Raw genomic sequence first — 24555 nt, 5'->3', positions numbered from 1 at the left:
ATCACTGCCGGTGCGCCAGCAGCAGATGGAAGTGCTTCTCGCGCTGCTGGCCATCGTTGCCTTCCGCGGTTTCACGGTGTGCCCGCCAGGCCGAAACACGGAAGCCCGAGATCCGCAGCGCGCGTTCCACCGCCTCCAGTTCGTGCAGGTGGAAGGTCGAGGCAAACGGCAGACCGCGCATGAAAGTGGCATCGCCGAACGCCAGGCACAGGCGGCCGCCAGGGCGCAGCACCCGCGCCAGTTCGTCCAGCACCGGCGCCAGGTTCGGCCAGAAGTAGAGGGTGTTTACGCTCAGCGCCGCGTCCATGCAGGCATCGGTGACGGGCAGGGCGTGGGCGTCGCCATGGCGCACTTCCGCGCGATCACCCAGGCCGGTCGAGGCCAGTCGCTGGTTGCCGGCCGCAACCATGGCGGTGGACAGTTCGATACCGAGGTAGCGGCTGTTGGCCGCTTGCAGCAGCAGGGGCGCGAACGCGCCATTGCCCGGGCCGATTTCCAGCACGCTCTCGCCTGCAGCGGTCGCGAGCAGGCGGATGGCGGCCTGGTTGAGCCCGCCATTGCTGCGGTTCATCGCGTCGGCCACGTCCAGGGCGTGGTCGCCATGGGGCATCCGCAGTTGAGCGGCCAGGGTGGCTGCGTCCAGCATCGGCATCGTCCGGTGAGGGGATCAGGACGTGGCGACGGCGGGTCCGCCGCTGACCATAGCGCCAGAGAGCCGGCTTGGGAAGGGCGGAAACCCCGCCAGAAGTGATGAGCAAATGTCCACCGTCGCAGTCGGTGAGAACGGGTTGTCCACAGGGGGTGTGGATTACGCGTGGGCAACTTTGTGGATAAGCCTCGACAGGCGCCACCCCCCTAGGCTGTCAAGATGGGTGGCGAAAAATTCACCGCTGGTGACGATGCGTGAGCGACCGGTGAAGGGGGAACGCGGGCCGTGCTGTCGCCAGCGGCTGCGCTCGCGGTAACCTGTGGCCCTTGATGCCCCGTGAGACTTCATGAAACGTCACTTCTCGATGCTGCGCGAGTTCCAGCTGGCGGACTGGTTCACCCTGGCCAACGCCTTCTGCGGCACCGGCGCGGTGTTCGCCGCCATGCGCTTCCTGCAGGATGGCGAGCGTGGCTACCTGCTGTTCGGCATGGCGTTGATCCCGCTGGCCTTCATCTTCGACGCGCTGGACGGCCGCATCGCGCGCTGGCGCAAATCCAGTTCGACGCTGGGCCGCGAGCTGGATTCGCTGTCCGACGTGATCTCCTTCGGCGTGGCCCCGGCCGCGCTGGCCTATGCCTGTGGCATGCAGGGCGGGTGGGACTGGCTGGTGCTGAGCTACTTCGTCTGCTGTGGCGTCAGCCGTCTGGCCCGCTACAACGTGACTGCCGAGGCGCTGGCCGGCGACGAGGGCAAGGTGAAGTTTTTCGAGGGCACCCCGATCCCGACCAGCCTGGTGCTGGTGATCGTGCTGGCGATCGCGGCGGGTACCGACGCGATCGGCCCGGACATCTGGCTTGGCCAATGGCAGCTGGGTCCGTGGCAGTTGCATCCGATGGTGCTGCTGTTCGCCCTGTCCGGGTCGCTGATGATCAGCAAGACCCTGCGTATTCCCAAGCCATGACGGCATCCCGCGGAGGCCTGCGATGACCAGTTCGGCCCATGACGCCGGCAGCAGCGGTTTCGAGACTCTGGCCCGGCAGTATTTCGGGGCTTGGGGCGATGCCCTGCGCCATGCCTCCGCCGCCGGTGCGCCGGGTAGCGGCGATGCCGGCAACTGGCAGCGCCTGTTTGACGGCTGGAGCCAGATGCTGCCCGAGCAGGGGCCGGGTGCGCCGGAGGACGCGGTGCGCCGGTTCCGCGAGCAGGCGGGCAGCTGGTACGGCACGATGCAGGAGGTCGCCAGCCGCTTCGCCGGACGCGACGCCAGCAGCGCAGAAGTGGCACAGGCCTGGCGTGAGGCAGTGCAGGGCCAGGGGGATGGCCTGCTGCAATGGATGCTGCAGGGCGCGCGCGGCAGCACCCAGGCCGGCGGTTCGTTGCCGGAGTTCGCCAACTGGCTGCAGCAATGGCAGCTGCAGGCGGGCCCGTGGCTGCAGAGCCCCGCCTTCGGTCCCGGCCGTGAACACCAGGCGCGCTGGCAGGCCCTGCTGCGCGCGCAGGAGGATTACCAGCAGCAGTCACGCGCCTATGTCGAACAGATCCGGCAGGCGCTGGACGAGGCCTTCGAGCTGTTCGAGCAGCGGCTGGCCCAGCATGAGCAGCCCGGCAGCCAATTGACCAGCGCGCGGGCGATGTTCGACCTGTGGATCGAGGCGGCCGAAGAGGCTTACGCCAAGGTGGCCCTGTCCGAGCCGTTCCAGCAGGTCTATGCCGACCTCGGCAACGCACAGATGCGCCTGCGCGCTGGGCTGCAGCGCGAAGTGGAGCAGGTAAGCGAGCGGATCGGCCTGCCGACCCGTTCCGAAATGGATGCCGCGCACCGTCGCATTGCCGAGCTGGAGCGCAGCCTGCGTCGCCTGCAGGCACAGGTGACGGTGCTGGCGGGCACGGCGACGGTGGATCCGGCCGCACAGCCAGCCCCGGCCAGGGTGAAGCCTGGCACTCGCAGGGTGGCCGCGAAGAAGGCCGCGCCAACGCCGAAGGCGGCAGTCAAGAAGGCTGCAGTCAAGAAGGCTGCTGCAAAGCGTGCGCCAGCCAGGAAGGCGACATCCCGTACTTCCTCGCGGAAAACATGACCGATGAAGGGACCTCTGGGCTTCAATGCCGATGACCTGATGCAGGAGACCCTGGCCATGCAGCGCAAGCTGATGGAAGGGCTGAAGCTGCTGCCACAGGTGGAAGATGTCGATTACGGGGTGACCGCCCGCGAGGAAGTCTGGCGTGATGGCAAGGTGGTGCTCTATCGCTTCGTCGGCGAACAGGCACCGACCCGGCGGACGCCGCTGCTGATCGTCTACGCACTGGTCAACCGCCCCTACATGGTTGACCTGCAGGCCGATCGCTCGCTGGTGCAGAAGCTGCTGGCACTGGGGCAGGACGTGTACGTGCTGGACTGGGGCTACCCGGATCGATCCGAACGGTTCCAGACGCTGGAGGACTACCTGCTGCGCTACATCGAGGGCGCGGTGGATGCCCTGCGCGCGCGCAGCGGCGGCCCGGTGGACCTGCTCGGCATCTGCCAGGGCGGTGTGTTCGCGCTGTGCTATGCGGCGCTGCGCCGGCAGAAGCTGGGCAAGCTGATCACCATGGTGACGCCCGTTGATTTCCACACCGCCGACAACATGCTCTCGCACTGGGCGCGGCAGGTGGACGTGGACCTGCTGGTGGACACGCTGGGCAACATCCCGGCCGACCTGATGAATGCCAGTTACCTGATGCTCAAGCCGTTCCGCCTGAACGTGCAGAAGTACGTGGGCCTGCTGGACATCCTCGATGACAAGGCCGCGCTGGAGGATTTCCTGCGCATGGAGAAATGGATCTTCGATTCGCCGGATCTGGCGGGCGAGGCGTTCCGCGACTTCATCAAGCAGTTCTACCAGGACAACGCGCTGGTGAACGGTACGGTGCGGATCGGCGAGGAAGCCGTGGATCTGTCGCAGGTGACCCTGCCCGTGCTGAACATCTATGCCGAGCAGGACCATCTGGTGCCACCGGATGCGTCGCGCGCGATGCGGGGGCGCCTGGGCACGGAGGACTACACCGAGTCCAGTTTCCGCGGGGGGCATATTGGAATCTACGTGTCCGGACGGGCGCAGCGCGAAGTGCCAGCTACGATTGATGGCTGGTTGAAGGCCCGGGACGGGAAGGGCTAGTCTCAGGCGCTCTGGACGGGCTGGAGCCAAGGATGCTGTCGCACAAATCACTGCTGGTTGCAGCGCTGCTGCTGACCCCTGCATGGGCCCCTGCGGCCCCGGGCCCCGTAGCGCGCGGCGAAATCGCGCAGCTGATCTCCAGCCTGGACGGCTCCCAGTGCCGTTTCCAGCGCAACGGCCGCTGGTACGACGGCAGCAGTGCGCGCGCGCACCTGCAGCGCAAGTACGACTACCTGCTGAAGAAGGACCTGGTGGAGAGCGCCGAGCAGTTCATCGAACGCGCCGCTACCCAGAGCAGCATGAGCGGCAAGGCCTACCGCATCCAGTGCCCCGGGCAACCGGAGCAGGCGTCGGCCGCATGGTTCAGCGCCCGGCTGCAGGCGCTGCGCCAACGCACGCCGTAGACAGGGGGCGGTGTAGAGTCGAGCCCTGTTCGACTGCTTTATGCACTGCCAGGAGGATCCGCCATGAGTACCGCGCCCCGCACGTTGTCGCGCTCGCTGAACGACCGGATGATCGCCGGGGTGATGGGCGGCATCGCGCATCGCTTCGGCTGGAATTCCACGCTGCTGCGGGTGGTCTTCGTACTGGTGTCGCTGGCATCGGCGGCATTCCCCGGCATCCTGGTCTATCTGATCCTGTGGCTGCTGATTCCCAACGAGGCCGATTGAACCGTCCTGCCATGGTCCGGCCGATCTGGCTGCGTGCCTTGCAGGTGCTGGGTGCAGCCTGGACCGTCCCCAATTCGCTGATCGGCCTGGTCGGAGGCCTGGCCGGGCTGCTGGGAGGTGCGACGGTGCGCTGGAGCGGCCTTGACTGCGCGCTGGTGTTCGACCGCTGGCCCTGGGGTCCCGGCGGGGCGATCACCCTGGGCAACGTGATCCTGCATACCGGCCATGATCTGGCCATGCCGTGCCGGACCTATGCGCATCAGGCGGGGTGGGGGGCGGAGCCGCTGATCCGGCTGGACGACCATGAGCGCGCGCACGTCTACCAGTACCTGGTGCTGGGGCCGCTGTACCTGCCGGTGTACCTGCTGTGCGGCGGGGTGAGTGCGCGCAACCCGTTCGAGCGGGCGGCGGATCATTACGCCCGGTTCGGGCACGGCTGGTGGCCGTAGTCTGCAGCCAACGGCACAGCCCCTCGTGGGCGGCAATGGACGCCGTGAGCCGTTCCCTGGGGGCTTGGCCGCGGCATCCATGCCGCGGACACCCCCGCGACCCCAACCCGACCGCCCTCTGATAGAGGGCTGTGGCCTGCACCACCCACGGAAAAGAAGAAAGAACAGCAGAAGCCGGTCGCCCGCTGCACGTGCTCGTGTAGAGCCGAGCCTGCGCTCGGCTTCGTGGACTGACCTGAAAGCAGCCGAGCGTGGGCTCGGCTCTACAAAATGCAGCCGGCCAGGCTGCTTTTGCTTTCGATCTTCTTTTTCTTTTCCGTGGGTGAACGTGCCCGAAGAACTGTCAGGGGCCGGGCGGGGTGGGTTCGCGGGACCGTTGGCGCCATGGATGGCGCCATCGAGCCCCCAGGGACGGGTTTACGGCGTGTCCCGCGAACCCACCCCGCCCGGCCCAATCACATGAAACGCGTTACACGACCGCCCGCGAGGGGCTGCGCCGTTGGCGGGAATTCCCTTGGAATTCGTTAGCTGGAAGTTAAAGATCCGTAAGCATTCTGCTGCGATCCCGCCGTCATCTGCATGCAACCGATCGTCATTAGCCTGCGTGACGTTCCAGTCAGGTACGACGCGGTAAGCTCCTCTCCGATGGGCTCGCAGCATCGCTCATCGAGTGCAGTACGCAGTAGCAATTTGGAGGAATACATCACATGGCAATCGTTCTCTATGTCGGTGGTAGCAAGGATGGCGAGAAGGGCGTGGTGCCCTATGGCTTCAGCAAATCGCGCGCCGACACCGCGCTGGGGCCGGAGTTCTACACCGAGCGGTTCATGGAACTGCAGGGTGTCGGCAAGGTCAGGCTGATGGCACTGGAAGGCATGCGTGACGAAATCGTCATGCAGCGCGCCGCCCGCCACTACCGCTGACCCTCGCAACACGCGGCAGGGCGCGCCCACCATCGCGCGCCCGCGCCGGCATCCCAGCCCCGGGCCAGTCCGAGCCCCCCTTGCCAGGATGCCGGCGTCCAGACCGGCCACGCCGCTGAACCCCGTCTGCTGTCAATGCCTTGTCCGGCTCCGTCGCGGATTGCCAGAATGGGGTCTTCCCGTAACGCGGCACAGACCTGAAGCAATGCACGACGCCAAGAACGCCCAGAGCGCGCTCGCCCAGCAGATCGCCCAGACCATCGCCGAGGAAATCGGTGCCCAGCCCAGCCAGGTGCGCGCCGCGGTCGGCCTGCTTGACGAAGGTGCCAGCGTTCCGTTCATCGCCCGCTACCGCAAGGAAGTGACCGGTGGCCTGGACGACACCCAGCTGCGCAATCTCGAAGTGCGCCTGACCTACCTGCGCGAACTGGAAGACCGCCGTGCGGCGGTGCTGGCCAGCATCGACGAGCAGGGCAAGCTCAGCGACGAACTGCGCAACGACATCCTCGCCGCCGATACCAAGAGCCGGCTGGAGGACCTGTACCTGCCGTACAAGCCCAAGCGCCGTACCCGTGCGCAGATTGCCCGCGAGGCCGGCCTGGAGCCGCTGGCCGATGGACTGCTCGCCGATCCGACGCAGGACCCTCAGGCCTTCGCGGCCAGCTTTGTCGATGCTGACAAGGGCGTGGCCGATACCAAGGCGGCGCTGGAGGGCGCGCGGGCGATCCTGATGGAGCGCTGGGGGGAAGATGCCGCACTGGTGGGCGAGCTGCGCACCTGGCTGGGCGAACACGGCGTGATCCGCGCCCGCGTGGCCGAGGGCAAGGAGACCGAGGGCGCCAAGTACCGCGACTATTTCGAGCACGCCGAAGCCTTGGCGAAAATTCCCTCGCATCGCCTGCTGGCGCTGTTCCGCGCGCGTCGCGAGGAGATCCTGTACCTGGAGCTGGACCCGGGCAGCGATGCCGAGGCAGGCCATCAGTACGCAGAGGGGCGCGTGGCCCGCAAGGCCGGCATCGCCGACCAGGGCCGTGCCGCCGACCGCTGGCTGCTCGATGCCTGCCGCCTGACCTGGCGTGCCAAGCTGCACATGCACCTGCTGCTGGATCTGTTCAACCAGGCCCGCGAAAAGGCCGAAGCGGACGCGATCACCGTGTTCGGTGACAACCTGAAGGATCTGCTGTTGGCTGCGCCGGCGGGCCCGAAGACCGTGCTCGGGCTGGATCCAGGCATCCGCACCGGCTGCAAGATCGCAGTGGTCGATGCCACCGGCAAGCTGGTCGCCACCGAGACGATCTATCCGCACGAGCCCCGGCGCCAGTGGGAGCAGTCGCTGCAGACGATCAGGCAGCTGTGTACCCGGCACAACGTGGAACTGATCGCGATCGGCAACGGCACCGCAAGCCGCGAGACCGACAAGCTGGCCGGCGAAGCGATCAAGGCGGTCGGCAACCCGAAGCTGCAGAAGGTGGTGGTCAGTGAGGCCGGTGCTTCGGTGTACTCGGCTTCCGAGCTCGCAGCCAGGGAGTTCCCGGACCTGGACGTGTCGCTGCGCGGCGCGGTGTCGATCGCGCGCCGCCTGCAGGATCCGTTGGCCGAGCTGGTCAAGATCGAACCGAAGGCCATCGGCGTGGGCCAGTATCAGCATGACGTCGATCAGTACCGCCTGGCGCGCGCGCTGGACGCCCGCGTGGAGGACTGCGTGAACGCGGTCGGGGTGTACGTGAACACCGCCTCGGCCGCGCTGTTGTCGCGCGTGTCCGGCCTGTCGGCGACGGTGGCCGAGAACATCGTGCGCCATCGCGATGACAATGGTCCGTTCAAGCGCCGCAAGGACCTGCTGAAAGTCGCCCGGCTGGGTGAGAAGACCTTCGAGCAGTGTGCCGGCTTCCTGCGCATTGCCGACGGCGACGAGCCGCTGGACGCGTCCGCCGTGCATCCGGAAGCCTATCCGGTGGTCGAGCGCATCGTCGCCAGTACCCAGCGCCCGATCAAGGCGTTGATCGGCGATGGCAGCTTCCTGCGTGGGCTGAAGGCCGAGCAGTTCACCGATGCGACCTTCGGCGTGCCGACGGTGCGCGACATCCTCAGGGAGCTGGAAAAGCCCGGCCGTGACCCGCGCCCGGAGTTCAAGGCCGCACGTTTCGCCGAGGGCGTGGAAGACATCAAGGACCTGCGCGAGGGCATGGTGCTGGAAGGCGTGGTCAGCAACGTCGCCGCGTTTGGTGCCTTTGTCGATATCGGCGTGCACCAGGACGGCCTGATCCACATTTCGGCGCTCTCCGACACCTTCGTGAAGGACCCGCGCGACGTGGTCAAGGCTGGCGATATCGTCAAGGTGAAGGTGCTTGAGGTGGATGTGCCGCGCAAGCGCATCGCGCTGACCCGGCGCCTGGACGATACCCCCGGCCAGGCCACCAGCCGCCCCGGCAGCCGTGACGAGCGTGGTCAGGGACAAGGGCCGCGGCGTGACGCAGTCGGGCCGGGCCGGAGCCCGGGGCGGGGCCAGGGCAACGGCGGTCGGCCCGCCCCATCGGCAGCCCCGGCCAACAACGCACTGGCTGAAGCCTTCGCCCGCGCCAAGCGCAGTTGAGGAGCGTGTCCCCCGTCACGGTTGAACCGGGGCGGGGGACTTGTCGATTTTCCCCGTGATTGCGCACACTTGCGCATCTGGGGAGGCGTGTGGCCGACCCGCTGTCGCTGGGGAGGACCATGACGCCAGCACGCCCCGTCCGATTCCGTGACAGCTGCAGCGGATTGCTGCGGCCCGTGCACGCCTGCGCGGGACGGAGAAGGGCTTGATGGCGGGTCAGGGCAACAACAGCAACGATCTGCTCGAACGCCGTCTGCATGCGCTGGCCGAAGAGCGTCGGCGGCTTGCGATGATCATCGAAGGCACCGCTGCCGGCACCTGGGAGTGGAACGTGCAGACCGGCGAAATGCGGGTCAACGCGCGCTGGGCCGAAATCGTCGGCTACCGGCTGGAAGAGCTGGAGCCGATCTGCCAGAAGACCTTCGCGGCACTGGTGCATCCGGACGACATCGCGCTGTCGGATACCGCGCTGCAGGAGCATTTCGACGGGCGCAGCGACAACTACGCCTGCCTGGTGCGTATGCGCCACAAGAACGGCCAGTGGATCTGGGTCCATGACCGCGGTCGCGTGTTCGAATGGGACGGTCAGGGGCGGCCGCTGTGGATGGCTGGTGCCCACGCCGACGTCACCGAGCTGCAGCAGGCACGACAGGACGCGGCCGAGAGCCGCCAGCGCCTGCAGTCGGTGGTGGACGCCTCCGACGACGTCGCGGTGATCGCGACCGATACCGATGGCACCATCACCCTGTTCAACACGGGGGCGCAGCGCCTGCTGGGTTACAGCGCCGCCGAGGTGGTCGGCCTGCGGCGGCTGGATGCCTTCCATGAGCCGGATGAGCTGAAGGCCTGGCTGCAACCGCTGGCCGACCCGCAGGGTCACCTGCCGGATGTGTTCGAGGCCCTCAGTGCGCATGCCGAAGGGCAGACCTATTCGCGGCGATGGACGCTGCTGCGCAAGGATGGCCGGCAACGCCAGGTGCGGCTTTCGATCAGCCGCATGGACGGCGCCGATGGCACGCGCATCGGCTATGTCGGCATGGCCATCGATATCACCGAGATCCTGCAGGCACGTGCGGAAGCACGCATGGCGGCGGAGAAGTTCGCAGGCGCCTTCACCTCGGCTGCGCTCGGCATGGCGCTGGTTTCGCTGGAAGGGCGCTGGCTGGATGTCAATGACGCGCTGTGCCGCATCCTGGGCTATGCGCGCGAGGAGCTGCTGCAGGTCGATTTCCAGCGGCTGACACATCCGGACGATCTGCAGGCCGATCTGGCCCTGGTGCAGGACCTGCTGGCAGGCCGGTGCAGCCATTACCACCTGGAGAAGCGCTTTCTCGATCGCAACGGCAGGGTGATCTGGACGCGGCTGTCGGTATCGCTGGTGCGCAACGAACGCGGTGAGCCGGTGCATTTCGTCTCGCAGATCCAGGACATCAGCGCACAACGCAGCAGTGAACAGCGCCTGTTTGAAAGCGAGCAGCGCAGCCGCATCACCCTCGACGCCGTCGCCGACCTGGTGCTGAGCGTCAGCCTGGAGGGCCGCATCGAATATGCCAATGCCGCTGCCGTGCGCATGCTGGCCGGCGACGGCGCACAGGCGCTGGCCGGCTACAGGGTGCAGGACGTGCTGCAACTGACCACCGAGTACGCCCCCGGCTCGATGCTGGACGTGGCCGTACTGCTGGACCCGGAAAGCAACGCGGTCGACCTGCATGCCGACCTGCTGCTGCGGCTGGGCACGGCGACGGTGCCGGTGGACCTGACCCGCGCCTGGCTGCGCGACGATGAGGGCCATGTGCGCGGTGCGGTGTGGGTGCTGCGCGATGATACCCAGCAGCGTGCACGGCAGCGCGAAGCGCGCCAGCTGGCGGAGATCGATCCGCTGACCGAACTGAGCAACCGGCGGGGGTTCGAAGTCCATCTGCAGCAGGCCATCACCCGGGTCGAGCGGACAGGCCAGGCGGCATCGCTGATGTACATCGACCTGGACCGCTTCAAGCCGGTCAACGACACCTGGGGCCACCTGGCCGGCGATGCGGTGCTGTGGGCGGTGGCCAGCGTGCTGCGCCACGGCGTGCGCGATTCGGACGTGGTGGCCCGGCTGGGCGGGGACGAGTTCGCGGTGATCCTGTCCGGCTGCACGCCGCGCCGCGCGGCGCGGATCGGCGGCGAACTGCTGCAGACCCTGGCCAGCCTCTCCATTCCCTGGGACCAGCACCGCCTGCGGGTGGGCGCCAGCATCGGCATCGCGCCGCTGCTGGGCGGCATGGGGGTGGACCAGGCCGTGGCTGCGGCCGATGCGCAGTGCTACAGGGCCAAGGCAATGGGACGCAACAACGTGCAGGTGCAGGGGGAAGCCGGCGAATGGCCGGCTGAGGGCGTGGACAGCGACGCCGGTGGCGGCTGATCTCAGTCTGTGAGAGGGCGGCCGCGAATACTGCGCGCACACCCACCCCGTTGGAGAACGACATGCGTTTCTGGACCCCGGATGCCCTGCGTGCCTTCGCGCCGGCGATGGTCGGCTGGTGGCTGGCGGTAGCCGCCTGCCTGCGTTTGGAGCAACTGCACGGCGATGCCCGGGCGCAGGCGCTGCTGCCCACCCTACAGGGCGGCGTGGTGGTGCTGCTGATACTGACCCTGGGTGCGATCGTGGTCGCCTGCGTGCTGCTGTGGCGGTCGCGGCGCGGCGATGCGCCGGCCCCCTGCTAGCCCTGGCGCTCAGTCCAGCACGCTGTTGGCATCAACCAGCCGCACGTCGTGCATCTGGTTGAGGTAGGCCTCGTAGTAGCCCTTGTGCGAGGCGCCGACGAGGGTCAGCATGCGGGTGCCCGGGTGCTGGCCCAGCACCTCGCGCATATTGGCGACCATGCGCAGGTTGCGGGTTTCCCAGTAGCCGACGTAGTTGCGGCCGAAGCCTTCTGGCGATGGTTCGACCAGGGCCGCGCCGAAATCGCTGTTGTAGACCTGGGCGATGGTGTCGGGCGCGTTGTAGTTCCGATAGAGCGCCAGCAGGCCATCCGTGCTGCCGAGTTCGGCGTGCAGGGCCGTATCGGCGGCCCGTCGTGCCTTGCTGGCGGGATTGTTCCAGGCGTTCATGATGGCTTCGCCAGCCGCCTTCTCCAGTGCCGCAGGGGTGGGCGAATCAGCGGTGTGGTCATCGACTGCCCACAGGCGTTCCAGGCCCAGGCGTGCGGCAAGCTCGGCCGCGATCAGGCTGACTTCGTTGCGTCGCACGGCGCGTTTGTCGAGGAACTGCACCAGTTGCGGTGACAGGCTGTCTGCGGCGCGACGCTCCTGCGCCGGCAGGCGCAGCCACTGCACCAGCGCGGAGCCGTTCTCACCTGCGGCCAGGAACAGTGCGGCCAGCCGGCGACGCTGTGCGTGCGTCGGTGTAGCGGGCCATGCCGCCAGTACGCGATCGACTTCGGCGTTGGCCGCTGGAACATCCAGACCGGTGGCGGCCTGGGCAGGTGCAGGATCGACGCAGTAACTTTCCACGCTCTCGGCATAGCGGGTGGGATTGCGGCGCATGAAATCGCATTGCAGTCCGGACAGGTTCTCCACGGCGATCGCCGTTGGCCGCCATGCCTGCAGGCGCTGCAGCAGCGGCTCCAGCATTGCCGGCTGGAAGGTCGGGGGCAGGTCGGACAGGTGCGGTGAACCCAGCACCAGCACTTCGTTGACGCGGCCGGCGGGCGGGCCCTTGAGCTGTGCGGGATTGAAACTCGGCCGATAGCCTGCATCGGCGGCCAGCGCGCCGCTGCTGCACAGGCCGAGGGCGAAAAGAGCAGCCAGGCGTGAAAACATGCGATCTCCGTGTCGATGGACGGTCCGTGGTGGGCGCATCCTTGCCTGTCCCCCCCCCTTGCCGACAGCCCCGATGGTCATGGCAACCTTTTCGTTGCAGGCTGCATCTAGGGGCCCGTCAGGCGCTGCAGGGGGAGGGGGCTGGACAGGGCCCGCTGCGGAGGGGCCTAAAGCCCGGAACGGAGGTGCCGATAACCTCACTGGATCCCGCTCCCGTCACCCGCTGCAGGACCCCAGGCTGCCCTGTCGGGCGGCCCGCGCAGTGTGTTCCGCCGCTCCCGGATGTCGATCGCACCCGCCCCCAGATGTTCTTGCCCGTTGCTCGAGAGGTGCCTGCCGGCACCTGTAGTCCAAGCAATTGATGTTGCCGTCGGGCATCCCGCTTGACGGATCGCAGCCGCTTACCGGACACCGAGGATCAGACAATGCTCATTCCAGGCCTCACGGCGGGCGCGCAGGCGCCGGCCGAGCTGCACACCCGTTGGTCGCCGTTGCGTTCCCTGCTGGGGGCGCTGGCGGGACAGCCTCGGCCCGGCAGGGTCGACACCGACCGCGGTCATGCCGAGCTGGCCGCCCAGGTGGCCGCACTGCATCGCGTGCAGGCGGTGATCGAATTCGATCTGGATGGCACCATCCTGCAGGCCAACGACAACTTCCTGCAGGCGGTGGGCTATCGTCTGGACGAAATCCAGGGCCGGCATCATTCGCTGTTCGTCGATCCCGATCAGGCGTCCAGCGCCGAGTATCGGGACTTCTGGGCCCGGCTGGGACGTGGCGAGTTCGACGCCGGACAGTACCGACGGCTGGGCAAGGGCGGGCGCGAAATCTGGATCCAGGCCTCCTACAACCCGGTGCTGGACCCGCAGGGCCGGCCCTTCAAGGTCGTCAAGTTCGCGACCGACATCACCGCGCAGAAGCTGCAGGCCGCCGACTCGGCGGGGCAGCTTGCCGCCATCGACAAGTCGCAGGCGGTGATCGAGTTCAGCCTGGACGGGCACATTCTCTCGGCGAACGCCAACTTCCTCGCCGCCACCGGCTACAGCCTGGAAGAAGTGCGCGGCCAACACCATGCGCTGTTCGTGGAGCCCGAGCTTCGCGGCAGCCTCGAGTACCGCCGGTTCTGGGAAAAGCTCGGGCGCGGCGAGTACGACGCCGGGCAGTACCGGCGGCTCGGCAAGGGCGGCCGCGAGATCTGGATCCAGGCCTCCTACAACCCCATCCTGGATGGCAACGGCAGGCCCTTCAAGGTCGTCAAATACGCTACCGACATCACCGCGCAGGTGCATGAGAACCAGGCCATGCAGCGTGCGGTGGCGCAGACCCGGGAGGTCGTGGCGGCGGCCAAGCAGGGCGACCTGACCCGCACCGTCGCCATTGCCGACAAGAGTGGCCCCATCGCCGAGCTGTGCGATGGCGTCAACGCGCTGGTCGAAGCCATGGCGGGCATCATCGGCCAGATCAAGTTCGCTGCCGATACCATCGCGGTCGGCGCGACCGAAATTGCGCAGGGCAACAGCGACCTGTCGCAGCGCACCGAACAGCAGGCGGCCTCGCTGGAAGAAACCGCCGTGTCCATGAAGGGCCTGGCCGATACGGTGCAGCGCACGGCGGCCAATGCGCGCCAGGCAAGCCAGCTGGCCGGCGGCGCAGCGGAGGTGGCTGCGCGTGGCGGCAGCGTGGTGCACGAGGTGGTGGCGACGATGGCCTTGATCAACGCCTCCTCGCGTCGCATCGTCGACATCATCGGGGTGATTGACGGCATCGCATTCCAGACCAACATCCTGGCGCTGAACGCTGCCGTGGAGGCGGCCCGTGCCGGCGAGCACGGCCGCGGGTTCGCGGTCGTCGCCACCGAGATCCGCGAACTTTCGCAGCGCTCGGCCAGCGCCGCCAAGGAGATCAAGCAGCTGATCGACACATCGGTGGCCAATGTCGGTGCGGGTACTGCGCAGGTGGAAAGTGCTGGCCGCACGATGGACGAGATCGTACTCAACGTGCGCAGGGTCAGTGACCTGGTCACCGAGATCAGCAGCGCCTCGCAGCAGCAGAGCGATGACATCCAGCAGATGAACCACGCGGTGGACCTGATCGACCAGGGAACCCAGCAGAACGCGGCGCTGGTCGAGGAAGCGTCTGCCGCGGCGCGCAGCATGGAAGAACAGTCGGCCCACCTGCTGCAGACCGTCGCCGGATTTCGTGTGCAGGGGGCGGCGGGCGGCGCTGCCCTGCAGCATGGCGTGCCGACCCTGCGCGTGGTCTAGGCGCGCAGGGCAGGGGCCGCTGTACGTTCCGGCAAAGCCTCGCCGCGGACGCAGTTGCGGCCCGCGCGCTTGGCCCGGTACAGGGCCTGGTCCGCACGTTCGACCACGCTGTCCGGTTCCTGCCGAGCATCGGCAGCCAACCATGCCACGCCGATGCTGACGGTTACGCTGGACGGGCCGGACGGCAGCGCGGCGTCTTCGACCGCCACGCGGATGCGCTCGCCCATGGCCATCGCATGGGCCACGTCGGAGGAAGGCAGCGCAGCGATGAATTCCTCGCCGCCGTAGCGGGCGAGCAGGTCGTCACCGCGCTGCAGGCAGCCATCGATGATCGCGGCCACCGCCTGCAGGCGGCGATCGCCCTCCGGGTGTCCGTAGGTATCGTTGAGGCGCTTGAAGTGGTCGATGTCGATCATCAGCACCGCCAGGCCCAGGCCCTGGCGCCGCGCGCGCCGTTGGGCACCCGGCAGCGATTCATCGAAACTGCGGCGGTTGCCCAGCCCGGTCAGCGGGTCGCGCCGGGCCAGCGCTGCCAGGTCGTCGCGCTGGCGCTGGATGTCCACCTGGCTCAGCACGCTGCGCAGCGCATAGCCCAGCATGGCGCCGATGAAGCCCACCGTTGCCATCGTCTGGTTCGTGCGCGCCATCAGCAATGCGACCAGCATCAGCAGAAGCGGCAGCATCAACGGCACGCTGGCCTCGACGAAACGCCGCAGGTTGCGCGGGACAGGCGGCGCGGTCCTGCGCCGCGGACTGCCGGCGATCACCGCCAGCAGCAGGAACAGGCCGCTGATGAGCAGATCTGCCCATCCGCCGTCCGGGGTCTGCGGCCGATACCGGCTGACGTACTGCTCGATCAGGAAGTAGCCGAGCAGGAACAGGGTGAGGGTGCGGAAGAAGTCGCGGCGATCTGCGTTGTCCTCGGCCAGGTAGCGGATCAGCGCGAAGCTGAACAGCAGGCTGTTCTGCGTGGTGCTGATGGCGTTCAGGCCATGCGTCCACAGCGCGGTATCCAGCTGCGCAGTCGATTGCGCATGCGTGTAGTACAGCAGCCAGAGCAGGCCGATGATCGACAGGTCGACGCTGCGGACATGGCGGTTCCGGCTGTCAGCGCTGGCGGCCACGTAGGTCAGCGGGATGCGATAGAACACGTAGAGGATCAACGATGTCAGTGCGACCTGCGCCGGCCAGGCATCGGTGATGCCTGGAAACAGCAGTGGCAGCAGTGCGACCGGAAACAGGCTGACGGCGAAAGCGAAGGTCCTCCATTTGCAGGCGGCGTGGCTGTCACGCGCACGGCGCACGCATGCCATGGCCGCCAGCAGCGGCGCGGCGCTTGACATCAGGAACGAACCCACCGGATCTCCAGGGCCTGCCAGGCCGACGACGAATGCATGCGTGACCAGAAAAAACAGTGCAGCCGGCAACGTCATGCATTCCCCCGCCCCCAGGTACGGCCAGTCACGATAGGCAGATGCGCATGCGCCTTGCAAGAATTCCGCAGCGTTGGCCTGCTGGCAACGTTGTCAGCTGCGGCGCGCACGGCGGCGGCGCTGGGCGGTCGCCGCGCGGGAGGGGCGACGCAGGTGACGGGCCGGAAATGCAGAAGGCCAGGTCGTGGACCTGGCCTTTGATGCATGGTGCCGGTGAAAGGACTCGAACCTTCATGGGGTTGCCCCCGGCTGATTTTGAGTCAGCTGCGTATACCATTCCGCCACACCGGCAGGCAGCGGGTGATTTTACCCGAGGTCGAGCGCACTTTCATAGAGGCTGCCCGGCGCGGGACGATTGCGGCCGAATCTGCCGGCATTGCCCCCGTGATCGCTATACTGCGCCGGCGTGATATGCACAGGAGCGGGAATCGATGGCGGCGTTGCAGGACCTGCGGGTACTGGTGGTCGAGAACGACGAGATGAGCGCGGCCCTGCTGCAGATGCAACTGGTGCAGGCCGGTGCACAGGTGGTGGGGCTGGCTGCGAGCGTCGGCGAAGCGCTGAGGCTGCTGGAAGAATCCACGCCGGACGTGGCGCTGCTGGACTATCGCCTGGCCCACCAGGAAACCAGTGAGCCGGTCGCGGCGGCGCTGGCCGCCCGCGGCGTGCCCTTCGTGCTCGCGACCGGCATGTCGGCGGAGCAGCTGCCACAGGCCATGCAGTCGGGTGTGCTGCTGGTCAAGCCCTACCTGTCCGCGGAGCTGTCGCAGGCGCTGGCCCGCGCGGTCGGGCATTCCAGCGCCCGCGCCTGATCCAGGCGCGGTGCCCGGACGATCCGGCCGCAGTGCGTGCTCAGGCGGACTCCTCGAAGACGTAACGGATCTCCTCGCGATCGTCGAGGATGCGGTATTGGCTGGCCAGATCGCCAGGTTCCGGATTGAGCCATGCATCGAGGTGCTCGGGCCGGATCGGCACGATGCCGCGATCATGGCCGGCGGCGGAGATATCGGCCGGCGGCGTATCGGTGATGGTCGCAAATGAGAGGAGGCGTCCTTCGGGGCCGTCCCACTCGGACCAGAGGCAGGCTACCAGCAGGTCGCGGGGCGGGTCGGGGCGGAACTCAAGGACCACATCTCCCGTCCTGTCATCAGGGGCCGGTGCGCGTCCGCCAACCGCGTGCCGGGACACATGCTCGTAGAAGGCCTGGATGACGACCACGCCATGACGCTGCCCGAAAGCGCCGCGCCAGTAGCCTTCCAGGCTGTCACGGCGGGCGTTGTAACTGCCCGGATAGAGCACGTCGTTGCGCGCGGGCGCATCCGGCAGACGGCACCGGTAGCGCATCGGCTTGATCACCCGTTGCCCGTTCTCGCTCACCATCACCGGCGCGTAGGTGCCGGGGAAGATGCGGTTGTCGCGAGGCAGCAGCTGCACGCGATGCAGGTCGTCGAGCCGGGTCTGCGCGCGATCGATGCGGTTGCCGGCGATGCGCAGCTCGTTGCGCGCCTTCAGTGTGGGACGGGTGGCCAGGGCTGCGATTGCGATGTCGCGGCGTTCGCGCTGCTGGGCCAGCTCGGCTTCCAGCGTGGCCTGCTCCTGTGCATGCCACCGCTGGATCCGGGCCACGATGTCGCGGCCGAGCTCCGTGCGCGCGCCAGCGAAGCCGTCATCCATGGCCTTGGGCGTCCTGGGCTGCTTTTTGCCGGGGTCGTACGCGTACAGCGCGGCGAACTCCTCCAGCGACAGCACGGCACCGAACTCGCGCACCAGCTTGGCGTAGTCGGCCCGGATCAAAGCGGAGTAGCACATGCGATATCTGTCGGGGTGGGTCGCGGCGGCTGCGACGCGGATGCGGCAGGATAGCCTGACACTCAGGGAGATTCCGCATGAACGATCCGGCCCATTGCCATTTCCGTGAAGGCGTGCCCACGGTCGAGGCCTATTGCCAGCTCCGGGCGCTGGCCGGGCTCAGCGCCAAGACCGCCGAAGCGGCTGCACGTGCGCTGCCCAATACTCTGTTCGGTGTCTGCGCCTATCAGGGCAGTGAGCTGGTGGCGATGGGCCGGATCGTCGGCGATGGCGGCTGCCACCTGCAGGTCTGCGATATCGCCGTGCTGCCGCGGTTGCAGGGGCAGGGACTGGGCAAGGAGGTGATGCGGCGTCTGGACGAATGGATGCAGGCCAACCTTCCGCCTTCGGCCTATGTGAGCCTGCTCGCCGATGGCGAGGCACATCGGTTGTATGCGTAGTACGGATTCGCGCCGACGGCGCCAGCCTCGATCGGAATGTATCGACGCTTCTGAAAAGAAAAACCCCGGCCGAAGCCAGGGTTTTCAGAAATTGGCGTCCCCACGGGGATTCGAACCCCGGTCGCCACCGTGAAAGGGTGATGTCCTAGGCCTCTAGACGATGGGGACGCACGAAAACTTCAAGTTGTAGAACCTTCGACGGCCTGATGTCGAAAGTGGTGGAGCCAAGCGGGATCGAACCGCTGACCTCCTGCATGCCATGCAGGCGCTCTCCCAGCTGAGCTATGGCCCCATGAAACCAGGATGCCTGCCGGGAGCAGGGTCCTTTTGAAACTGGCGTCCCCACGGGGATTCGAACCCCGGTCGCCACCGTGAAAGGGTGATGTCCTAGGCCTCTAGACGATGGGGACGCACGAAAAACTTCAAGTTGTAGAACTTTCGACGGCCTAATGTCGAAAGTGGTGGAGCCAAGCGGGATCGAACCGCTGACCTCCTGCATGCCATGCAGGCGCTCTCCCAGCTGAGCTATGGCCCCGTGTTACCGAGCCGCCTATCATACCTGCGTGTTCACGTTTGTGGAAGCCTTTTGAGCTTCTTTCGTTCCGGCGCCCCGCATACGATCCGGGAGACCACCGTGACGCCACAACCTGAATGCCGGTTGGCGGTGAACAAAAAAGACCCGGTTATCGGCCGGGTCCTCGTTGTTCGTGATGAGTGGCGTCCCCACGGGGATTCGAACCCCGGTCGCCACCGTGAAAGGGTGATGTCCTAGGCCTCTAGACGATGGGGACGCAATTCTCATCAATGTTCTTTAGCGACCTTTCGACGGCCTAATGCCGAAAGATTGGTGGAGCCAAGCGGGATCGAACCGCTGACCTCCTGCATGCCATGCAGGCGCTCTCCCAGCTGAGCTATGGCCCCACGTCGCTGAGGAGCGAAATAATAGCGATGCCCCCTGGGGTTGGCAAGCATTTGTTGCACTTTTCTTCACGTCCGCGGCCGGGTGCGCCATCGTTCCGCCGGGTGCCTGGTCACTCGCCGTCTTCGGTCAGCGCCGCCAGGATCGGGCAGTGCACCAGCGCACCGTGGCCAGGGCAGGCCTCGACCAGTTGCGACAGTGCCGCATGCATGCGCTGCAGTTCGTTCATGCGCTGCTCGATGTCGCGCAGGCGCGTCCGTGCGGTGTCACGCACGCTGCCCATGTCGTGCTGGTGCTGGTCGCTCAGTGCGAGCAGTTCAGCGATCTCCTCCAGGCCGAAACCCAGCGCCTTCGCACGGCGGATGAAACGCAGGCGACGCAGGTCCTGCTCGCCGAAGATGCGGTAGCCACCGGCCGAACGTGCCGCGGTGGGCAACAGCTGCTGGCGCTCGTAGTAGCGGACCGTATCGATCGGGACGCCGGCCCGGCGCGCCAGCTGACCAATGTTCATGGCGGAATTCCTCGGGTTTCCGGTCGCCATTCTGAAGCCTTGAGTCTGGTCCAGGGTCAATGCGATGTGTGAGATACGCATCCAGTGCACTTTGCAACTTTCTTCATAGCCTCGCCGATGGAGCACTTTCTACCCTGCACCTGAACCGGTCATTCGCTGGCCAGAACCGAGGAGGTGCACCGTGGAGGGAATCAGGAGCGAGGGGTTCGTTGAAGTGGGGGTGGTCGAGTACCCCGGTGGCGACCCGTCGGCAGCATCGGTACTGGCTGAAATGGCACATGTGGCCAATCGCGTGGCGCAGCAGCAGCGGCGCCCGTTCAAGCGGGTGCTGGTGACCCGCTGGATCGTGCCGGCCAGCCGCAGCGGGGTACATCGCATCGCGGGCGCGGACATGCTGGACGCGGCCATTCCCGCGGTGATCGCGGTTCCGGGCCAGGTCAGTTCGACGGCCTCTCTTCGTACCGATGAAATCCTGCTCGACTGGCTCCGCGCGCACTACGACGGCGGCAGTCTGCTGGCGGCCGCGGCGGATGGGGTGAGCGTATTGGCCCGGGCCGGCCTGCTGGCGGGCCGGACCGTGTCGGGTCCGGATCTCAGCCGCCATCCCGGACTGGTGGCGCAGGCTGTCAGCTGGGTACCCAGCGAACGCGCACTGGTGGACGATGGTGATCTGCTGACCGTCGCAGGTGTGCAGGCATGGCGCTTTCTCGGCCTGCGACTGCTGCACCGGCTGTTCGGTCAGGGCGTGGCCAGCGCGGTGGCCACGCAGCTCGCGATCACCGTTCCGGAACCGATCCAGCAGGATCTGGAGCGCTTCAGCGCCAACTTCGCCCATGGGGACCGCGACGTGCTGAAGGCCCAGCGCTGGCTGCACACCACGGCGGCGCGCGGCGCCACGCTTGCTTCGATCTGCGAAGTGGCCGGGCTGGAGCCGCGCACTCTGCAGCGCCGCTTCCTCAGAGCGACCGGGCTGCGTCCGATCGAATACTGCCAGCGACTGCGGGTGGCCAAGGCGCAGACATTGCTGCAGCAGGGGGCGGGTATCGATGAGGTGGCCTGGGGGGTCGGCTATGCCGATCAGAGTGCGTTCCGGCGTCTGTTCCTGCGCATCGTCGGCATGACGCCGGCGAACTATCGACGTCACGTCAGCAACAAGCGCCGCGAACGCCCGCTGCTGCCCTCCGTGGCAGGGAGCCTGCGCGGATTGGCGCCGGCGCCGACGCCGGGCATTCAGATGGGGCGCAGCGCGGCTTGACGATTGACGGTCGGTCGTCGCGCTTGCATCGCAGGCGCGACGCTTCGACCATGCGGTCAGTCGATCGTTGAGTGGGTGGAATGATGTCCAGCGTTGGGCCGGTGCCGATGCCGGTCGTTCTGATTCTGATCTGTGTACTGATTGCGATGACGATCGCCCGGCTCTGGCCCGGTCGCCGTGCGCAGGGACCGCAGCCTTCGGCGGCCGGCATGGTGCTGGATATGCTGCTGGTGGGGCTGCTGTGTGGCCGCATCAGCTTCGTCGCCGTCAATGCGGCGCTGTATCGCGACTCGCCATGGAGCGTTCTGCAGATCACCGATGGCGGATACCACCTGGTCGTCGTGCTGATGGCTGCGTTGGCGTGGGGATTGTGGCGGCTGCGTGGACATCCCGCGCTGCGCCGGCCGGTACTGGCAGCAGCGCTGGCAGGTACGCTGCTGTGGGGCGCAGCCACTCACGGCGTGTCCGGGTGGCAGGCGCGGCATATGCCGCTGCCCAGGCTGGAGGTGATGGACCTGCAGGGCTGTGTCATCGATCTGCAGCAGTTCCGCGGGAAACCCGTGGTCGTGAATCTATGGGCAACGTGGTGTGGTCCGTGCCGACGTGAAATGCCCGTGCTGGCAGCCGCGCAGGACGCACATGACGATGTGCGGTTCGTGTTCCTCAATCAGGGAGAAAGTCTGGACGAGGTCCAGGGTTTCATTGCCGGCGAACGCCTGCAGCTGCGCAACGTGCTGCTGGATGACGATGCTGCCGCATCTGCGGCGCTCGGGGTGCAGGCGTATCCTTCCACCCTGTTCTTCGATGCTGACGGACGCCTGCAGGAGCTGCATCTGGGTGAACTGACCATGGCAGGGCTTGAACACAAACTGCGCCGGCTGCGGTAGCCTGCGCTGGCATCCCACTATGGAGTTCCCATGTCGTTGATTTCCCTGCGCACCGTTCCTGCGGTGCTGTTGCTGCCGGCCCTGCTGGCCTTGGCCGCCTGCAGCCAGGCGCAGACGCCACCGGGCAAGGCAGGAGCTGCGCCGGCAGCCGGTGCGCCGGCCTCCGCTGCCAAGGGGGATCGCCCGGCGGTCCTGAAGGGCATCGAGAAGCATGGTTTCGAGGTCGTCGCCGAGTTCGACGCACCGGGTGGGCTGCGCGGCTTTGCCGGCGTGGTCGGTGGCCAGCAGCCTGCCGCCGCTTACGTGACCGCGGACGGCAAGCATGTGGTGGTAGGCAGTCTGTTCGATGCCGAGGGTAACGATGTCGCCGCTGATGCAGTGGAAAAGCTGGTGGCCGCGCCGATGTCGGCCAAGATGTGGAGCAAGCTGGACGCCAGTGCGTGGGTGCGGGATGGCAAGGCCGACGCACCGCGCGTGGTCTACACATTCAGTGATGCCAACTGCCCGTACTGCCACAAGTTCTGGGAGGCGGCACGCCCATGGGTGGATGCCGGCAAGGTGCAGCTGCGTCATGTGATGGTCGGTGTGATCCGCGAGGACAGCCCGGCCAAGGCGGCCGCGATTCTGGCCGCACGCGACCCCAGCGCGGCGCTGCTGGAGAATGAGCGCCAGTTCGACCGCGGTGGCATCAAACCGCTGCCGAACATCAGCCGCGAGATCGCGGGGAAGCTGGATGCCAACCAGGTCCTGATGATCGAGATGGGCTTCCAGGGTACGCCGGGCATCCTGTTCCAGGATGCGCAGGGCCAGGTGCAGCGTCGCTCCGGTCTTCCACAGGGTGCCGATCTGCAGACGGTGCTGGGTCCACGCTGAAAAGCGATCCTGCATGCAGGGTGTCATCGACAGGCCCGTACGGAAACGTGCGGGCCTGCTGCGTTTGCATGGCCATGACGGGCTGAACGGCTGCGCAGTGCTTGTTCGCCGTCACGTCTGAATCGTGACTGAGATCAAGCATCGTGCCTTGATTCCAATCAAGGCCAAAAACGACATGCGCATTAGCCTGTGACGCATGAAATACAGCGATATCGCTTCTGCACTGCTGCACACGCAGGGCTCTACCCAGAGCATGCCTGCATCGCAATTCACGACACTCTCACTCTGCGCTTGCTACCCAGACTGCTCCGGTCGCTGCCTCATCGGCGGTACGAACCTGCCGGCGACCGTCTGTCTTAATCGCAGTATCCGTATTTCCAGCAACGGCGGAGCGAAGCCAGGACGGCGCACGCGTGCGGTCCGGCATCGCGTGGCGAGTGTTCGTGCACGGGGGATGCAATGCGCATGGCAGTACTGAGTCTTGCCTGCCTGGCCGCGCTGGCCGCTGCGCCGCTGCAGGCGCAGGCGGTTGCCGACGACGACGCGCAGGCGCTGCGCCGTGAGATTGCGGCGATGCGACAGGCCCTGGAAGGCATGCAGCAACGCCTGGACCAGCTCGAGCGGCATGATGCGGGCGTCGTGCCTGCTGCTACGCCTACGCCCGTGTCCCCAGCTCCGGCGACGACGGCCGCCACATTGCAGCCCACCCGCGTGCCCGGCGTGGCGCAACCGGTGCTGCCGGCGCGCGAATCAGTGGCGGACCCGTCGACGGCCGCCTCGCGTCCAGACAACGCTGCCAGCCCCACCGACGCGGATCTGAAAGGCTTCTTCGCCATCCCCGGAACCGACACGGTCATCCGCATCGGCGGCTATGCCAAGCTCGATGCCATCGCCGACTCGCGCCGGGCGGGGGACGAGGACCAGTTCATCCCTTCATCGATGCCGGTAGGGGACAGCCATCGCGACGTTTCCAACTTCAACATCCACGCCAAGCAGACGCGGTTCAGCTTCGAGGCGCGCCGGCCGACCACGCACGGCAACCTGCGCTTCTATCTGGAGAATGATTTCTTCGGCAGCAGCGATGGATACCAGTTCCGTCTTCGCCACGCCTATGGGCAGCTTGGCAATACCTATGCCGGCTATGGCTACTCCAGCTTCATGGATGCCGACAGCCTGCCCGACACGCTGGATTTCGCAGGCCCGGGAGGTGCTGGCTACCTGCTGGTGGCCGGCATCCACCACAGTTTCGCGCTGGGCAAGGGAAGCACGCTGACGATCGCCGCCGAAGACCCGGAGACGGAACTGGCCGGGGCCAGCGAGACGCTGGCGGCGGTGAACCGGCTGCCGGATGTCACGGTAACCGCGCGCATGGAGCGCGATTGGGGCCACCTGCAGCTGGGTGCGGTGGCCCGCAGTCTGGCCTATGACGGCCAGGACCAGCGCGACCGGCGCATCGCCGGCGGCCTGCAGCTCAGCGGTTCTGCTTCCGTGGGCACGCGCGACCTGCTGCTGTTCGGTGTGCTGGGCGGCCGCGGCCTGAGCCGCTACACCGCTGATCTGACCGGCTCCGGCCTGGATGCCGTGGTGGATGCGGACGGTCGCCTGGAGGCACTGGATCTGCACGGCGGCTTCGTCGGTTACACCCATTACTGGTCCGATCTGTGGCGCTCGAATCTGATTTTCGGACAGCTCACGCTGGAGCGGAACGCCGCTCTTGCCAGTGACGCGTTCCGGCAAAGCCGTTACGGCGTCTTCAACCTGATCTGGAGCCCCGCGCCCTCGTGGACGATGGGCATGGAGCTGCTTTACGGCCGCCTGCAGCAGCAGGACGGTGCACGCGGCGACACAGTAAGAGTGCAGGGCAGCCTGCAGTACAACTTCATCAAATAGGCGCCAGCGGCAGCACGCCAGCGCAGCCAACCCCCA

22 protein-coding genes and 7 tRNA genes are annotated in these 24555 nt (G+C 66.9%); 17 read left to right on the top strand and 12 right to left on the bottom strand.

Annotated elements, in window-relative coordinates; translation table 11 throughout:
* Nucleotide 1 precedes the first annotated feature (1 nt).
* Nucleotides 2–652 (bottom strand): class I SAM-dependent methyltransferase, encoded by a 651-nt coding sequence (locus ACZLIF_RS12790; RefSeq protein ID WP_128989220.1) that lies wholly within the window; start codon nt 650–652, stop codon nt 2–4.
* Nucleotides 653–995: 343 nt separating this feature from the next.
* On the opposite strand from ACZLIF_RS12790, the gene ACZLIF_RS12785 reads away from it, so the two are divergent.
* From ACZLIF_RS12785 to ACZLIF_RS12740, 10 genes are all read left to right on the top strand, one after another.
* Nucleotides 996–1610 (top strand): CDP-alcohol phosphatidyltransferase family protein, encoded by a 615-nt coding sequence (locus ACZLIF_RS12785; RefSeq protein WP_053517884.1) that lies wholly within the window; start codon nt 996–998, stop codon nt 1608–1610.
* Nucleotides 1611–1632: 22 nt separating this feature from the next.
* Nucleotides 1633–2724, top strand: coding sequence for a class III poly(R)-hydroxyalkanoic acid synthase subunit PhaE (gene phaE, locus ACZLIF_RS12780; RefSeq protein ID WP_128989218.1), 1092 nt, complete (start codon nt 1633–1635; stop codon nt 2722–2724).
* 3 nt (nt 2725–2727) lie between these two features.
* A complete protein-coding gene (locus ACZLIF_RS12775) occupies nt 2728–3801 on the top strand; it encodes a class III poly(R)-hydroxyalkanoic acid synthase subunit PhaC (RefSeq protein ID WP_053517887.1) in 1074 nt (357 codons plus the stop codon).
* A 32-nt stretch (nt 3802–3833) separates the two neighbouring features.
* The gene (locus ACZLIF_RS12770) at nt 3834–4205 is read left to right on the top strand and encodes a YfeK family protein (protein ID WP_128989216.1); all 372 of its coding nucleotides are present in this window, start codon (nt 3834–3836) and stop codon (nt 4203–4205) included.
* Between the two features lie 63 nt (nt 4206–4268).
* Nucleotides 4269–4472: a PspC domain-containing protein gene (locus ACZLIF_RS12765; protein WP_074899197.1), complete on the top strand. Its 204-nt coding sequence runs from the start codon at nt 4269–4271 to the stop codon at nt 4470–4472.
* Between the two features lie 11 nt (nt 4473–4483).
* On the top strand, nt 4484–4921 hold the full coding sequence (locus tag ACZLIF_RS12760) for a hypothetical protein (protein ID WP_128989252.1): 438 nt from the start codon (nt 4484–4486) through the stop codon (nt 4919–4921).
* 707 nt (nt 4922–5628) lie between these two features.
* Entirely contained in the window at nt 5629–5844 is a 216-nt protein-coding gene (locus ACZLIF_RS12755; protein ID WP_005410085.1) for a hypothetical protein, read from the top strand.
* 205 nt (nt 5845–6049) lie between these two features.
* Nucleotides 6050–8437, top strand: a complete 2388-nt coding sequence (locus ACZLIF_RS12750; RefSeq protein ID WP_111185985.1) for a Tex family protein — start codon at nt 6050–6052, stop codon at nt 8435–8437.
* Between the two features lie 208 nt (nt 8438–8645).
* Nucleotides 8646–10841 carry a PAS domain S-box protein gene (locus tag ACZLIF_RS12745; protein WP_065175317.1) on the top strand — a complete coding sequence of 732 codons (2196 nt, stop codon included), beginning with the start codon at nt 8646–8648 and terminating at the stop codon, nt 10839–10841.
* A 62-nt stretch (nt 10842–10903) separates the two neighbouring features.
* Nucleotides 10904–11143 carry a hypothetical protein gene (locus tag ACZLIF_RS12740; protein WP_128990489.1) on the top strand — a complete coding sequence of 80 codons (240 nt, stop codon included), beginning with the start codon at nt 10904–10906 and terminating at the stop codon, nt 11141–11143.
* 9 nt (nt 11144–11152) lie between these two features.
* Here the strand turns inward: ACZLIF_RS12740 and ACZLIF_RS12735 are convergent, their stop codons facing one another.
* On the bottom strand, nt 11153–12241 hold the full coding sequence (locus ACZLIF_RS12735; protein ID WP_128990487.1) for a DUF5694 domain-containing protein: 1089 nt from the start codon (nt 12239–12241) through the stop codon (nt 11153–11155).
* A 425-nt stretch (nt 12242–12666) separates the two neighbouring features.
* Between ACZLIF_RS12735 and ACZLIF_RS12730 the strand changes: the two genes are divergently transcribed.
* Entirely contained in the window at nt 12667–14502 is a 1836-nt protein-coding gene (locus tag ACZLIF_RS12730) for a methyl-accepting chemotaxis protein (RefSeq protein ID WP_128990485.1), read from the top strand.
* Here the strand turns inward: ACZLIF_RS12730 and ACZLIF_RS12725 are convergent.
* Together ACZLIF_RS12725 and ACZLIF_RS12720 are read right to left on the bottom strand one after the other, a co-directional pair.
* A complete protein-coding gene (locus ACZLIF_RS12725) occupies nt 14499–15935 on the bottom strand; it encodes a GGDEF domain-containing protein (RefSeq protein WP_128990483.1) in 1437 nt (478 codons plus the stop codon). The two genes, ACZLIF_RS12730 and ACZLIF_RS12725, sit on opposite strands and share 4 nt — an antisense overlap.
* Nucleotides 15936–16140: 205 nt before the next feature.
* Nucleotides 16141–16226, bottom strand: a tRNA-Leu gene (locus tag ACZLIF_RS12720).
* Nucleotides 16227–16366: 140 nt separating this feature from the next.
* On the opposite strand from ACZLIF_RS12720, the gene ACZLIF_RS12715 reads away from it, so the two are divergent.
* The gene (locus ACZLIF_RS12715; RefSeq protein WP_065175312.1) at nt 16367–16747 is read left to right on the top strand and encodes a response regulator; all 381 of its coding nucleotides are present in this window, start codon (nt 16367–16369) and stop codon (nt 16745–16747) included.
* Between the two features lie 40 nt (nt 16748–16787).
* Here ACZLIF_RS12715 and ACZLIF_RS12710 read toward each other — a convergent pair whose 3' ends face one another.
* Nucleotides 16788–17744, bottom strand: a complete 957-nt coding sequence (locus tag ACZLIF_RS12710) for an SOS response-associated peptidase family protein (protein ID WP_053520435.1) — start codon at nt 17742–17744, stop codon at nt 16788–16790.
* 77 nt (nt 17745–17821) lie between these two features.
* Between ACZLIF_RS12710 and ACZLIF_RS12705 the strand changes: the two genes are divergently transcribed.
* A complete protein-coding gene (locus ACZLIF_RS12705) occupies nt 17822–18184 on the top strand; it encodes a GNAT family N-acetyltransferase (protein ID WP_128990481.1) in 363 nt (120 codons plus the stop codon).
* Nucleotides 18185–18276: 92 nt separating this feature from the next.
* Here ACZLIF_RS12705 and ACZLIF_RS12700 read toward each other — a convergent pair.
* The 7 genes from ACZLIF_RS12700 to ACZLIF_RS12670 form a co-directional block, all read right to left on the bottom strand.
* Nucleotides 18277–18352 (bottom strand) — tRNA-Glu (locus tag ACZLIF_RS12700).
* Nucleotides 18353–18400: 48 nt separating this feature from the next.
* Nucleotides 18401–18476 (bottom strand) — tRNA-Ala (locus ACZLIF_RS12695).
* Between the two features lie 42 nt (nt 18477–18518).
* Nucleotides 18519–18594: transfer RNA gene (locus ACZLIF_RS12690), tRNA-Glu, on the bottom strand.
* 49 nt (nt 18595–18643) lie between these two features.
* Nucleotides 18644–18719, bottom strand: a tRNA-Ala gene (locus ACZLIF_RS12685).
* Between the two features lie 180 nt (nt 18720–18899).
* Nucleotides 18900–18975, bottom strand: a tRNA-Glu gene (locus tag ACZLIF_RS12680).
* Between the two features lie 54 nt (nt 18976–19029).
* Nucleotides 19030–19105: transfer RNA gene (locus ACZLIF_RS12675), tRNA-Ala, on the bottom strand.
* Nucleotides 19106–19215: 110 nt separating this feature from the next.
* A complete protein-coding gene (locus tag ACZLIF_RS12670) occupies nt 19216–19614 on the bottom strand; it encodes a heavy metal-responsive transcriptional regulator (protein WP_128990797.1) in 399 nt (132 codons plus the stop codon).
* Nucleotides 19615–19795: 181 nt separating this feature from the next.
* Between ACZLIF_RS12670 and ACZLIF_RS12665 the strand changes: the two genes are divergently transcribed.
* From ACZLIF_RS12665 to ACZLIF_RS12650, 4 genes are all read left to right on the top strand, one after another.
* Nucleotides 19796–20869, top strand: a complete 1074-nt coding sequence (locus tag ACZLIF_RS12665; protein ID WP_065182735.1) for a GlxA family transcriptional regulator — start codon at nt 19796–19798, stop codon at nt 20867–20869.
* 83 nt (nt 20870–20952) lie between these two features.
* On the top strand, nt 20953–21756 hold the full coding sequence (locus tag ACZLIF_RS12660) for a TlpA family protein disulfide reductase (RefSeq protein WP_478462634.1): 804 nt from the start codon (nt 20953–20955) through the stop codon (nt 21754–21756).
* Nucleotides 21757–21786: 30 nt separating this feature from the next.
* Nucleotides 21787–22629 (top strand): thiol:disulfide interchange protein DsbG, encoded by an 843-nt coding sequence (gene dsbG, locus ACZLIF_RS12655; protein ID WP_053517670.1) that lies wholly within the window; start codon nt 21787–21789, stop codon nt 22627–22629.
* A 459-nt stretch (nt 22630–23088) separates the two neighbouring features.
* Entirely contained in the window at nt 23089–24519 is a 1431-nt protein-coding gene (locus ACZLIF_RS12650; protein WP_128990798.1) for a DcaP family trimeric outer membrane transporter, read from the top strand.
* Nucleotides 24520–24555 lie beyond the last annotated feature (36 nt).

The sequence above is a fragment of the Stenotrophomonas sp. 2201_Sma genome (assembly GCF_056486685.1).
Note: the sequence above shows the minus strand (reverse complement) of the source record. Positions and strands in the feature narration are given on the sequence as shown.

Bases quoted from the DNA above. Each gene is read 5' to 3' on its own strand.
- ACZLIF_RS12760 (WP_128989252.1), top strand. From the start codon at position 4,484: ATGGTCCGGCCGATCTGGCTGCGTGCCTTGCAGGTGCTGGGTGCAGCC.
- ACZLIF_RS12740 (WP_128990489.1), top strand. From the start codon at position 10,904: ATGCGTTTCTGGACCCCGGATGCCCTGCGTGCCTTCGCGCCGGCGATG.
- ACZLIF_RS12770 (WP_128989216.1), top strand. From the start codon at position 3,834: ATGCTGTCGCACAAATCACTGCTGGTTGCAGCGCTGCTGCTGACCCCT.
- ACZLIF_RS12765 (WP_074899197.1), top strand. From the start codon at position 4,269: ATGAGTACCGCGCCCCGCACGTTGTCGCGCTCGCTGAACGACCGGATG.
- ACZLIF_RS12715 (WP_065175312.1), top strand. From the start codon at position 16,367: ATGGCGGCGTTGCAGGACCTGCGGGTACTGGTGGTCGAGAACGACGAG.
- ACZLIF_RS12775 (WP_053517887.1), top strand. From the start codon at position 2,728: ATGAAGGGACCTCTGGGCTTCAATGCCGATGACCTGATGCAGGAGACC.
- ACZLIF_RS12710 (WP_053520435.1), bottom strand. From the start codon at position 17,744: ATGTGCTACTCCGCTTTGATCCGGGCCGACTACGCCAAGCTGGTGCGC.
- ACZLIF_RS12725 (WP_128990483.1), bottom strand. From the start codon at position 15,935: ATGACGTTGCCGGCTGCACTGTTTTTTCTGGTCACGCATGCATTCGTC.
- ACZLIF_RS12790 (WP_128989220.1), bottom strand. From the start codon at position 652: ATGCCGATGCTGGACGCAGCCACCCTGGCCGCTCAACTGCGGATGCCC.
- ACZLIF_RS12735 (WP_128990487.1), bottom strand. From the start codon at position 12,241: ATGTTTTCACGCCTGGCTGCTCTTTTCGCCCTCGGCCTGTGCAGCAGC.
- ACZLIF_RS12650 (WP_128990798.1), top strand. From the start codon at position 23,089: ATGCGCATGGCAGTACTGAGTCTTGCCTGCCTGGCCGCGCTGGCCGCT.
- ACZLIF_RS12755 (WP_005410085.1), top strand. From the start codon at position 5,629: ATGGCAATCGTTCTCTATGTCGGTGGTAGCAAGGATGGCGAGAAGGGC.
- ACZLIF_RS12750 (WP_111185985.1), top strand. From the start codon at position 6,050: ATGCACGACGCCAAGAACGCCCAGAGCGCGCTCGCCCAGCAGATCGCC.
- ACZLIF_RS12660 (WP_478462634.1), top strand. From the start codon at position 20,953: ATGTCCAGCGTTGGGCCGGTGCCGATGCCGGTCGTTCTGATTCTGATC.
- phaE (WP_128989218.1), top strand. From the start codon at position 1,633: ATGACCAGTTCGGCCCATGACGCCGGCAGCAGCGGTTTCGAGACTCTG.
- ACZLIF_RS12705 (WP_128990481.1), top strand. From the start codon at position 17,822: ATGAACGATCCGGCCCATTGCCATTTCCGTGAAGGCGTGCCCACGGTC.
- ACZLIF_RS12785 (WP_053517884.1), top strand. From the start codon at position 996: ATGAAACGTCACTTCTCGATGCTGCGCGAGTTCCAGCTGGCGGACTGG.
- ACZLIF_RS12745 (WP_065175317.1), top strand. From the start codon at position 8,646: ATGGCGGGTCAGGGCAACAACAGCAACGATCTGCTCGAACGCCGTCTG.
- ACZLIF_RS12730 (WP_128990485.1), top strand. From the start codon at position 12,667: ATGCTCATTCCAGGCCTCACGGCGGGCGCGCAGGCGCCGGCCGAGCTG.
- dsbG (WP_053517670.1), top strand. From the start codon at position 21,787: ATGTCGTTGATTTCCCTGCGCACCGTTCCTGCGGTGCTGTTGCTGCCG.
- ACZLIF_RS12670 (WP_128990797.1), bottom strand. From the start codon at position 19,614: ATGAACATTGGTCAGCTGGCGCGCCGGGCCGGCGTCCCGATCGATACG.